Source organism: Acinetobacter terrestris (genome assembly GCF_004331155.1).
GTDB classification, from domain to species: Bacteria; Pseudomonadota; Gammaproteobacteria; order Pseudomonadales; family Moraxellaceae; genus Acinetobacter; species Acinetobacter terrestris.
Window position 1 is genome coordinate 1 of record NZ_SJNZ01000047.1, and the last position, 10,225, is coordinate 10,225.

General features: G+C 35.1%; 12 protein-coding genes. 6 read left to right on the plus strand and 6 right to left on the minus strand.

Translation table 11 applies throughout. The annotated features are described in order from the left end of the window. Together E0H81_RS16295 and E0H81_RS15665 are read left to right on the plus strand one after the other, a co-directional pair. On the plus strand, positions 1 to 127 hold a 127-nt coding region (locus E0H81_RS16295; protein ID WP_425320991.1), incomplete at its 5' end, for a helix-turn-helix domain-containing protein. A gap of 546 nt (positions 128 to 673) precedes the next feature. Continuing rightward, complete coding sequence (locus E0H81_RS15665; RefSeq protein ID WP_131269201.1) at positions 674 to 970, plus strand: hypothetical protein; 297 nt, start codon at positions 674 to 676, stop codon at positions 968 to 970. A 122-nt stretch (positions 971 to 1,092) separates the two neighbouring features. Here the strand turns inward: E0H81_RS15665 and E0H81_RS15670 are convergent, their stop codons facing one another. The 4 genes from E0H81_RS15670 to mobQ form a co-directional block, all read right to left on the minus strand. Beyond that, positions 1,093 to 2,991 (minus strand): acyltransferase family protein, encoded by a 1,899-nt coding sequence (locus E0H81_RS15670; RefSeq protein ID WP_131269200.1) that lies wholly within the window; start codon positions 2,989 to 2,991, stop codon positions 1,093 to 1,095. A gap of 243 nt (positions 2,992 to 3,234) precedes the next feature. Continuing rightward, complete coding sequence (locus tag E0H81_RS15675; RefSeq protein ID WP_228259902.1) at positions 3,235 to 3,795, minus strand: plasmid replication DNA-binding protein; 561 nt, start codon at positions 3,793 to 3,795, stop codon at positions 3,235 to 3,237. Positions 3,796 to 3,864: 69 nt separating this feature from the next. After that, positions 3,865 to 4,788 carry a replication initiation protein RepM gene (gene repM / locus E0H81_RS15680; RefSeq protein ID WP_131269207.1) on the minus strand — a complete coding sequence of 308 codons (924 nt, stop codon included), beginning with the start codon at positions 4,786 to 4,788 and terminating at the stop codon, positions 3,865 to 3,867. A gap of 560 nt (positions 4,789 to 5,348) precedes the next feature. Then, positions 5,349 to 6,785 carry a MobQ family relaxase gene (gene mobQ, locus E0H81_RS15690; RefSeq protein ID WP_131269205.1) on the minus strand — a complete coding sequence of 479 codons (1,437 nt, stop codon included), beginning with the start codon at positions 6,783 to 6,785 and terminating at the stop codon, positions 5,349 to 5,351. Positions 6,786 to 6,994: 209 nt separating this feature from the next. Here mobQ and E0H81_RS15695 point away from each other — a divergent pair, with 209 nt between their 5' ends. Continuing rightward, positions 6,995 to 7,288, plus strand: coding sequence for a mobilization protein (locus E0H81_RS15695; protein ID WP_131269259.1), 294 nt, complete (start codon positions 6,995 to 6,997; stop codon positions 7,286 to 7,288). Positions 7,289 to 7,340: 52 nt separating this feature from the next. Here E0H81_RS15695 and E0H81_RS15700 read toward each other — a convergent pair whose 3' ends face one another. Then, positions 7,341 to 7,601, minus strand: coding sequence for a hypothetical protein (locus E0H81_RS15700; protein WP_131320250.1), 261 nt, complete (start codon positions 7,599 to 7,601; stop codon positions 7,341 to 7,343). A gap of 234 nt (positions 7,602 to 7,835) precedes the next feature. Between E0H81_RS15700 and E0H81_RS15705 the strand changes: the two genes are divergently transcribed. After that, entirely contained in the window at positions 7,836 to 8,093 is a 258-nt protein-coding gene (locus E0H81_RS15705) for a hypothetical protein (protein ID WP_131269203.1), read from the plus strand. Positions 8,094 to 8,407: 314 nt separating this feature from the next. Here E0H81_RS15705 and E0H81_RS15710 read toward each other — a convergent pair whose 3' ends face one another. Beyond that, positions 8,408 to 8,602 carry a hypothetical protein gene (locus E0H81_RS15710; RefSeq protein WP_131269202.1) on the minus strand — a complete coding sequence of 65 codons (195 nt, stop codon included), beginning with the start codon at positions 8,600 to 8,602 and terminating at the stop codon, positions 8,408 to 8,410. A gap of 854 nt (positions 8,603 to 9,456) precedes the next feature. On the opposite strand from E0H81_RS15710, the gene E0H81_RS15715 reads away from it, so the two are divergent. After that, complete coding sequence (locus tag E0H81_RS15715) at positions 9,457 to 9,780, plus strand: transcriptional regulator (RefSeq protein ID WP_131269258.1); 324 nt, start codon at positions 9,457 to 9,459, stop codon at positions 9,778 to 9,780. After that, positions 9,761 to 10,072, plus strand: a complete 312-nt coding sequence (locus tag E0H81_RS15720) for a helix-turn-helix domain-containing protein (RefSeq protein WP_004650130.1) — start codon at positions 9,761 to 9,763, stop codon at positions 10,070 to 10,072. The genes E0H81_RS15715 and E0H81_RS15720 overlap by 20 nt, the downstream gene beginning before the upstream one ends. Positions 10,073 to 10,225: the final 153 nt, after the last annotated feature.

Below are 10,225 nucleotides of genomic sequence, written 5' to 3' on the forward strand. Positions count from 1 at the left end.
TCTAGGTACATCAAAACGAACATTAGAAAGTTGGGAACAAGGAACAAGACGACCAAGTAAAGCAGCTCAATCGCTTATTAAGCTTTTCATTATTGATCCTAAGTTTGTTCGAGAAAACTTAGCTTAATCGAAAACTATAGGCATAAAAAAGCCCAACATCCTGTTGGGCTTTTTCGTATTTGATGCTTAGATCTGACTCCTGTCTGATCTCACATTCCTTGTTCTTTCTCTTGTTCTTTTTATCTGGAGCATCCTGCTCTCTATGTCCCCATCATAGGAAATTGTAGCCAGATCGTATAGCCGCAAAGGACCGGAATTGATGTAAGCAAATGCGTACAACACTGCCTAAAAACTGTCCCAGATTTATCCGCAGAAATTGGGGATATTTTTTACCCTGGCAAGTCCGGGAACATTGAGAAAATTTTTAATTTGATTAAAGATTAATCAATTTTATTGACGGAATATATCAAAACAGCTCATAAAAAAGCCGACTTGTTTCAAAATCGGCTTTTTGCTCATTTTAAGATTTTTCTGATTTAACTAAGTTACTGATATCTATATTAATATACAAGTGTACTTCGTATAAGCGCCATTATGTTAAATGGGGGCTAAAAAGATTCTAATATTGGTGTAAAAAGAACTAATATCCTTCTTTTACTTACGATCAAGAAGCATGTCTATACTTCAACAATTAAAACCTTATGTCTCCATAAAAACTTATAAAGCTTTTAGTAAATTGATCATTTCAGGCGGTTCTAGATCTCACTACTTATTAGATTTTAGTAATGGACAATATGCAGCGTTCTGGCGTCCGTTTGTTATTCCAAAGTCTGTTGAAGAAATAGTTAATAGGCTTGAGGCGGGAAAATTAATTAATAATGAGGATACAACACGTCCTTTTATTGAAGGGCTTTCTTATGTCACTAACGTAAAATCTGATGCAATTGAGTACATCAAATCTAAAAGTTAATTTTTTCTAAAATTAACATAATGGTAATTATGCGAAGCCTAGGTCGTAGATCCAGACTTTTTTGACTTCGCATAAGAGATTTTATGTTAAATAGCCCCTTATTAAGGGGCTAAGGTAAAATTTTAAAAATGGTTCTTGATAGTTGTAAAATCACTAGTTTCAATGAAATTTTTAGCTAAATATCTAGCTGCAAAAACTGATATATGCCCACCATCCGAGGAATATGGTTTGGATTTACCATTTGAATCAAACATGTCACCTTGAAAAATTTTTTCTTTCTTAATAACAATAAATTTTTTATTTTTATTACCATATTCAGATAATTTGTCTTCTATCTTATTCGTGTAATCAAGACTTCGTTTACGAAGAGTAAAAGATTTAGAATTTAATTCCTGACCTCCTAGTAAGTAAGAGAGATAATCATTTCCAATGTTTCTTTCGTATATATTAGGATTCGGTAAATAAACAACTGTTATGTTTTTCGAAGTAATATTTTCAATCATACTAATGAATTCATTGTAAGAATCTCTATTATCATAAAAAAACTCATCCCATCTTGCTGATAAAAATATTACTTTATATTTCTCAAAATTATTTTCTACAAAATTTCTATTCATCATACATTGAGTATAACCCATATGACTTTTTTCATGATGAAATCTATCAGAGAAAGCTGGATAACAAGAGTTGGTAGTTATTGAATCAATTGATATATTTTCATTTTTTCCAATTAAATCTAGCATAGGTTCAAAATGTCCAGCAAATGAATCGCCAAAAAGTAATACTGTAGATTTTTTATCTTTTGAACCAATTTTACAATTTAAATAATCTTCACTGGCGATACCTGAACCAGGTGATCCAAAACAGTAACCATTTGAGCGATTAGCCATTTGGTAGTATTTAAGATTTGGAATTTCTTTAATTTTTAAATCATAATACGAGAAAATTAAATAACTTAAAGTAGCTGTTACTAAGGTTAAATGTAATGGTTTAGATTTATACAACATTAAAAAATTAGAAAAATCATTGCTGAATTTTATTCTCTCAATATATTGATGACTTAAAAAACCAAGGAAAACAGAAAGTAGAACACCTATATATGTATAAAATTCACTTAATGAAAAAATATAGATTGCTACGACAATAGGCCAGTGCCAAAGATAAATGGAATACGACCAAGTCCCTAATCGCTGAAAAACTAAATTATTAGTAATAATGCTGTTATTTCTATGAGCTTGAATAACTAAAAATGTTCCAATAACAGGAAATATTGCAAGGTAACCAGGCCAAGGATTTTCAGAGGATATTAATAAATAAGAGCCAATAATTAGGCCCAATCCTGTACATTCAAAGAATTTTTTTCTGTTCTCTTGTAAGGCGAACGGATAGAGATATGCTATACCTCCAAGCATCATTTCCCACGCACGTGTAGGTAATAGGTAATAAGATGGGTTAGGCCATTTATATGTAGCAATAACACAGAAAATAAATCCTAATACTGTTCCTATTAACAATAAGGATTTCATAGTCTTGGTAGACATGAACTTGCGCATAGCAACAAGCACTAATGGATAAATAATATAGAATTGCCATTCTACGGATAGTGACCAAGTATGTAATAGCCACTTTTCATGAGAGGCTGCATCAAAATAACCAGATTCTTTCCAATAGATAATATTTGATAAAAAAGCCACACTCCTGGCTGCATGTTTACCTAATGCTTTGTACTCTAAAGGAGTAAGGTAGAACCAACCAAAAACAAGTAATACCAAACAAAGTACGGCTAAAGCAGGAATGATGCGGTTAGCACGTGCTACATAAAATTTTAGAATAGAAAAATTTTCTTGTTCGATTCCTCTAAATATTATTCCAGTCATTAAAAATCCTGAAATAACAAAGAAAACATCAACCCCAGCAAAGCCGCCAGGCATCCAAGAAGCATTAAAGTGAAATAGCACCACAGCAATGACTGCGATTGCTCTGAGACCATTAATATCTTGTCTAAAACTATTATTCTGCATACATCCCCCAAATTCATGAGAATTGTATTCTTCTATTATTCGAAAGTAATCTTAAGATTTCCTACAATTAACATAATACACCTTATGCGAAATGCACTACATAACTTCAATAATATCAATTAATTGAGATCCACTAAAAAGCCCAGTTTGAACAAACTGGGCTTTTTAGTGGATCATTCATACAATATGTTGATTTATTAACCGATTTCCGAAATCTTTCATTAGCCAGCGTAAACAATCCCCTCAGCCATTAGGTAGGAAAAATCGGCTCAAAAAACCTCTTTTTGGCGGCTCCGGTTTAACATGCTCTGGTACTGGAATCCGCTTATTTTCTGTTTGTTCAGGAGTAGCCAATCCGTCATAGTTCATCTCAGACTCTAACCGATGATCTGTTGCTATATTTAAATTAGTAGATTGATTTATCTTCTCAATATCTTTTTGTTCTGACTTTTCTAAAGTGCCTTTAAACTCAATTCTATGTGTTAGATCTTCTATATGTTGCATCAAAGACTTTTCTCTTTGATTAGCTAAATCCAACTGATTTTTAAGAAGAGAAATTTGGTCTTTTAGTACACTTTCAACTTCAGACTGAACGTGTACTTGTACATCCTTTTGAACGTGTTCAGTACGTGTACTTGACTGAACACCTATAGGGTTTCCATATACTCTTAGTAATTCTGATAAATCTATTAAACCATCATGATCTCTTGATAATTCTCCATTTTTTAATGCCTCATAGATTGTTGTTCGAGATTTTTTAAAGGCCTTACTAGCGTCCATTACGCTGAATTTTGTTGTGTTCAATGTAATCCCTCAGTGCATGTACAAGGATGTCCACCCGAACATCCTACTTGAACATTAACTTTAATTTGCTTAAAAACCAACCTTTTGTAGATATGGAGATAATTCTTTGAATTTTTCTTGGTTTTGCAACATTTCAGCAATACGCATAGCGAATTGTTGATAGCTTTCTGTTCCTTGAGAATATTTACTCATCTCAGGAAGTTCTGAAAGTTTATTAGCAAACAAATGACGTTGTAGATCTGTCATTTTTGAAAATAGATTTATTGTTTTTGGATCTTCAGTGTTATCAATTTCCTTATTTGGAGTTTTTTTCTGTTTAAAGGTGAATGAAAAACCTGAAATAGAACGCCCTTTTTTATGTTGTTGATAATTTGCTTTGATATCTGTTTTTTCATTAATTTCATTAACAGCTAGTTCGAGAACTCGAGTTTTGAAATGATCCATACGTTGGTATTCATTAATACCTATTCCTAGTTGCTCTCTGAATGTATCTAATTCAAAAACTGGCGTCTTACCTATAGTTCGCCACTGGATAAGCAACTCATATAATCTTGCTGAATAGGTACTATTAAGCCCTGCTGTTTGACTTAACAAATATTGAGTAAAAAAATCCTTAATTCCATCAATCTTACTTATTCCTTGTACAACCGCTAAAGTAAAAACAAGCTCAATTGCGCCTTCATCATCAAGATATTTTACCTGTTGAATCCAACGGCTTTTTACAAGTTTTCCATCTTCATCGAAAAAGCTGAATCTGCGATTAAATAGGGTTTCTTCTGCTTCTTTCATGCGCTGATAAGCATTTTGTCTTGTTGTGCCAAAGGTTTCAGCATATCTCAAAGCATCTATACGTAATGGTGTATCAGTACTTAGGCCTGTACCTGTTTGTCTAGCATCAACTATAGCAAGCTGAACAATATGAAACTCAGATAATGAAAGTGTTTGGAATGCTTGATTTAAACGATTGGTCTTTACTACTAATTGTTTTGACATGATTTTTGGTAAGTACTGATGTTATAACCACAAGATACAATATTGTAGTTATAACCACAAATAAAAATAAGTGGTTAATTGGTAACTAAACGTGGGGATATGGGTAACTAAACGTGGGGATATGGGTAACTAAACGTGGGGATATGGGTAACTAAACGTGGGGATATATAGTCTAAATCCCTTTATTTTAAAGGGATTCAGCCTGTCTAAAAGCATTTAAAAACTTTAAAAACAATTAAAAACCCAAGTAAAGAAAAATTGCCCTTGGTTTTCGCTTCGCTCAAACTCTATTGAATCTCGCTTTCGCTCGATTCGTCGGGGCAATTTTTGGTTAATATTTTCGTGACTTTGAAAAAAAGCAAAAGCAAGATCAAAAGCGACTCGGAATTCGCTTCGCTCATAAGTTTTTTTGCTCGCTGCGCTCGGTTTGAGAACCAAACTTGGAAAGTTCGCACCCATGCGGGATGCTCTGCAATCAAGGTGATTGATGGATAGGGAGCTTGTAATCAGGGAAAGGGATGGGCAAATTTTCTCAGTTCGCTCGTAGACACTCGCTCTGTTTATCGACTCATACCACGAAATTTCATTTTCGGTGCATGCTGCTGTGCTTTGAGCTGTTGTTCTTGTCTGAGTTTCATTTGTTGTTCTAGTTTGATTTCATCCACACATTTTTTAATGATCCGGTAAGACCCGTATAGACTCTGGAATTGCTCGGCTTTGGCCGGATGCTGCTTTTGGTACTGTTTCCAGGCATGTTCTTTGAATTTATCATTTTCCAATAACTCCTTCACACCATTTTTTTTCTGGTGTTCATGTCGGCCTTTCAGTTTTTTGTGTTCCTGATAAAGCGCGTCACGTTGTGCTTCCCACGCTTTTTTTCCAAACAGCAATGGTTTGTTCTGGCCTAATTCGTTGTGTTGATCCACCAGGCTTTGCAATTTGTCATGACTCTGCTTGAGTCCATTTTTCACGATCTCCTGGGCGAGATGCTGATTGAACTCATTTGTATGCTTTTGCAGCTTGCTTAGGGTATTTTCTGCCTTTTTAAAAACATCCTGCATAAAATCCAGACCTAGATTCGCCTCTTTTGCGCTTATTTCGCCTTTTAGCAGTTGAAAAAGGGTTTCCCTCTGTTTTTCCTCAAACAGGGCTTTTTCGTCAATTGGTGGCGTTTTAGCGCTATGTTTGATCTGAATCTGCTGTTCAGTTTTCAATGTGCTGAGTTTTATCTCATTTTCTGCAATCAGCATATCCATGTTTTTACTGTATTGCAGCTGGATCTGGTTTCTCTGTTTGATCTCGTCGTTGGTTCGGCTGATTTCGGTTTCAATGCCTTGTCTGCGTAGTTCGGTGACTTTCGGACCTTCGTGCAGGGTCGCTTCCAGTCCGATTTTCTGGTCTTTGTAGCTGCGGTGATCAATGCGTTCTGTGAATCCGGCCATATCCAGGTGCATATTGCAGATATCGGCAAAGTGTTCACGCCAGTGCTCGATTTCTCCACTGTATTTCTGATCCAGTTCCCGGGTTTTCTCGGTGAATCCCTCCGGGGTCAGTTTTCGGGTACTCATCAGGATATGCGCGTGATAGTTGCGTTCATCACTCCCGGATCCAGTATGCGGTGCATGGACACAGGCATCGACTGCAACCTGATGTCTTTCCACAATGCTAGAACACAGTTCTTCGAGCATGGCCAGGCGTTGTTCCTGGTTCAATTCACTTGGAAAAGCAATTTCAAATTCCCGGGCTACCGTGGAGTTTTTTCGGGTTTCCCGTTGTTCAACTTCGTTCCAGAGTCTTTCCCGGTTTTTTAAATGCTTTGGGGCGCCTTCGGGTAAGTAAATTTCTTTGTATTCCACACCTGTTTTTCGGCTGTAGTCATGTTCTTTTCCTTCACGTTCGCAATAGATCTTTTCACCTGCCCGATAGGCAATCGAAGCAGTGGCGGAACGCCCTGCTGATCGTGCTACGGTTTTGACTGAAAAGTGGTATATCGCCATGACTGCCTTTTGCTTTTTAAATTTCACGAAGTGGAATTACAACCGTGGAACGGTTGTTGGGGTATTGGGGGAACCCCAATCGTACTTGCAAACGAAGTTTGCATAAGTGCGCTCTTCGAGGAAACCATTACTACACATATAGTACCTTGAATGCAGATTCAAGTGCGCTTATGTTAGGGATGATTTCCCAGGATGATGGTATTGGATTAATGAGCGTTACTGAAAATTTAGACAGCAAGATTAAGGCCCAGGAAGAAAAGCTAAAACAGTTAAAAGCTCAAAGACAAGCAGCACTGGCAAGAGAAAAAGCCAAAGAGAAAGAACAGGCTCGAAAGGATGATACAAGACGCAAGATTTTAATTGGTTCCTGCATGCTAAAAATCACCGAAGAAGATGAACAGGCTAGAGCGAAATTGATTGCTCAAATGGATCGTTATTTAATGGATGATCGAGATCGTCTGTTATTTAATTTAACTCTACTTGATTCAGAGAAGCATCAGTAATTTATAAAAGCCAAGCGTGGAATTTTGAAGAATAATTTATTTTTTACACGGATTATTTAACAATTTCTGTCCAAAATTCCATGCCTGAATTGACTAAGCCAGGGTCATTTTCAAACACTTCTTTTAAATCAGTAACGCTTACCCCAGAATGCCAAAATAGGATATGTAAAGCGATTGTCTGCTTTGCAATTTGCAGGGTCCTTTCATCTGAGTATTTAATAAAAAGGGAGATTGCTTTTTGGTTTCTACTAAAGAGAAAAGCAAAAATAATTTTTCGTTCAGGATCTTGCCCTAAAAACTCATCTCTTTTCATATGGCTTAACACTCATTTTATGAAGTGAACAGAATCGAACTTTAATATTTCTGTGATATCTCTGAGTTTATGGATTTTATCTTTTTTAAAGCTGAAACCCTTGCTCTATTAGCAATAAGCAGTTTTTTAAGTGCACTAGTGCACAAATTTTACTCATTAATACTAGTTCTGCTAATATTGGATTTACAAGAATTAAAATATTCAAAAAATCTAATAAAATTAATGGTTATATTTATGAATAAACGTACTGCTTTAGAAATTACCCAAAAGTTACGATCTATTTATGCCCATCAAGTCAGAGTGGCAGAGCTATTCTTAAAAATAGGCGAAGTCGCTAATCTTACCCCTCTAATTCTCACAGGAAATAAAACCGTTTTTTCTTTCAAAGAAACCGGGAAATCTCTCACTAAAATTAAAAATGAAATTTCTGCTGTTAAAAGTACTTCACAAGCAGATGCAGTATTGGTAGAGATTATTTCCGAGCTAGTATAATTTTAGGGCTTTTCAACTGGTCCTGCAGTTACTTTAATTCGTATTTTTGATGCACCTCCAAGTCTAATTTAGAAATATAGGCAATAAAAACACACATCCTGATCTGTCCCTTAAAAGTTAGACAGAAAGTAAAAAAGCTGAATTTCCTAATAGGAAATTCAGCTTTTTTACTTTCTAGTGAGGCTAATCCTCGCTATTACTTCTGTTTTTTAAGCTGCTTTTTGAGCTTATTTAACTTATTTTCGTGTTTTGAAATCGTTTCAAGACGTGCTTTGATCTTCTGTTTCAAGATTTTAACTTGCTTCGACATGATGTCACTCCTTGGTATGAATATCCGCTGACTGGTTTTTTTTCATAAAACTACGGATAAATTTTCTTAATTCTCTAGCGGCACTGGTGTCCATAGTTTCACATAACTGAATGAACTCATCACGTTCAGTGCTGTTAATTCGAATTAAGAGTTGCCCATCTTTTTTGTTGGCCTTTATTTTTCTGGGTTGATCAGTCATAAGATGTTTATTCCCAAAGGCACTAATACAATAAAATGTATATACACTATATATACATTATAAAAACTAAGCAACTATTTAATTTATTGTTTTTTATTAAGAATATATTTATTCCTGATCGGATGAAAAATCGGACATTTCTATTTAGGGTTTATAACTTTACTGAATGGCCTAATGTAATTTTAGAGCACACCTCAAAGTAACGTCATATCTGTCTATATCCGCAACCTAAAATCAATAGTTTAGAAGCCTTGAAACATCATCTTAGCAACGATTAAAACAAGTCTTAGATTTATACGTGACATAAAAAAGCTTTACCTGAATAATTATGACAGTCCAAGCCCATTTTGATGATTTTTAGGTTTAATTGATGCGTGATTTTAGTCACATTAATCTATATGTCAGTGATCGGATTCTTAATATTTTTTGGTGTTTTTTTAATCAACAAGTGGTTAAATCAGTCTCACAATAACAATAAATAAATATAAAGAGACAAGGGTAGCGCAAATTTTAACTCTCTAATTCTTTGTTATTAAAAACAGGCTCATAGAAGCAAATAAAGAATTAGAGAGTGGTATTTTTTATCCAATTCACGAAACTTTCTATCGTATAAATTATATGAAGCGTGGATACTAGATCCGCGCTTTTTTGTGTTATTCCCAAGTAGAAATGTCCTAGATAGATAAATGAGCTGATTAACCATTACATTCGGCTCATATTGTGAGCCGAATGTGCTCAAAATACTCCCATTTAACAAAAAAATAGGTTTTCGATAATCTCAGTGCAATTTAGTTTCTTTACAGATACGACTTAGTCGTATTAAAATACTACTATGTGGTATTCAAGGTTTGAAAATGCTAACAATATGTGAAACACCTTATTTTAGTAAAATTTGTTTTATGTATTGGGATGAAAAAGAATATGAGGAATTTAAGACGTTCTTATCTTTAAACCCTAATGTAGGTGATGTTGAGCCTAATTCAGGTGGTATTCGTAAGGTTAGATGGACAAGTGGTGGACGAGGTAAAAGCTCTGGTGTTCGAGTCATTTACTTTAACCGTTTAGAAAACGGTGAGATTTGGCTACTGACACTCTACAGTAAAAAAGAGACCACCCAACTGAGTAAAAAGACACTTCAATTATTAGTGGAGAAACTAAATGACTCGTTTAACGGCTAAAGAAATCGAAGCTTTTGAGGCAACTAGAGATATTGAAGCGGAAATTTTGCAGGGTATAGACGATATGCTTGCGAATAATGCAGCAAAACGCACTGTGATTACTGAAACAGATGTCGCACTAGCTCGTAGAAAAGCTGATTTAACACAAGAACAATTTGCCAATATTCTAGGTACATCAAAACGAACATTAGAAAGTTGGGAACAAGGAACAAGACGACCAAGTAAAGCAGCTCAATCGCTTATTAAGCTTTTCATTATTGATCCTAAGTTTGTTCGAGAAAACTTAGCTTAATCGAAAACTATAGGCATAAAAAAGCCCAACATCCTGTTGGGCTTTTTCGTATTTGATGCTTAGATCTGACTCCTGTCTGATCTCACATTCCTTGTTCTTTCTCTTGTTCTTTTTATCTGGAGCATCCTGCTCTCTATGTCCCCATCATAGGAA

Excerpts from the sequence above, each read along its gene's own strand:
- repM (WP_131269207.1), bottom strand. The coding sequence starts at position 4,788 with ATGTCAAAACAATTAGTAGTAAAGACCAATCGTTTAAATCAAGCATTC.
- E0H81_RS15670 (WP_131269200.1), bottom strand. The coding sequence starts at position 2,991 with ATGCAGAATAATAGTTTTAGACAAGATATTAATGGTCTCAGAGCAATC.
- E0H81_RS15665 (WP_131269201.1), top strand. The coding sequence starts at position 674 with ATGTCTATACTTCAACAATTAAAACCTTATGTCTCCATAAAAACTTAT.
- E0H81_RS15695 (WP_131269259.1), top strand. The coding sequence starts at position 6,995 with ATGAGCGTTACTGAAAATTTAGACAGCAAGATTAAGGCCCAGGAAGAA.
- E0H81_RS15700 (WP_131320250.1), bottom strand. The coding sequence starts at position 7,601 with ATGAAAAGAGATGAGTTTTTAGGGCAAGATCCTGAACGAAAAATTATT.
- E0H81_RS15705 (WP_131269203.1), top strand. The coding sequence starts at position 7,836 with ATGAATAAACGTACTGCTTTAGAAATTACCCAAAAGTTACGATCTATT.
- mobQ (WP_131269205.1), bottom strand. The coding sequence starts at position 6,785 with ATGGCGATATACCACTTTTCAGTCAAAACCGTAGCACGATCAGCAGGG.
- E0H81_RS15720 (WP_004650130.1), top strand. The coding sequence starts at position 9,761 with ATGACTCGTTTAACGGCTAAAGAAATCGAAGCTTTTGAGGCAACTAGA.
- E0H81_RS15710 (WP_131269202.1), bottom strand. The coding sequence starts at position 8,602 with ATGACTGATCAACCCAGAAAAATAAAGGCCAACAAAAAAGATGGGCAA.
- E0H81_RS15715 (WP_131269258.1), top strand. The coding sequence starts at position 9,457 with ATGCTAACAATATGTGAAACACCTTATTTTAGTAAAATTTGTTTTATG.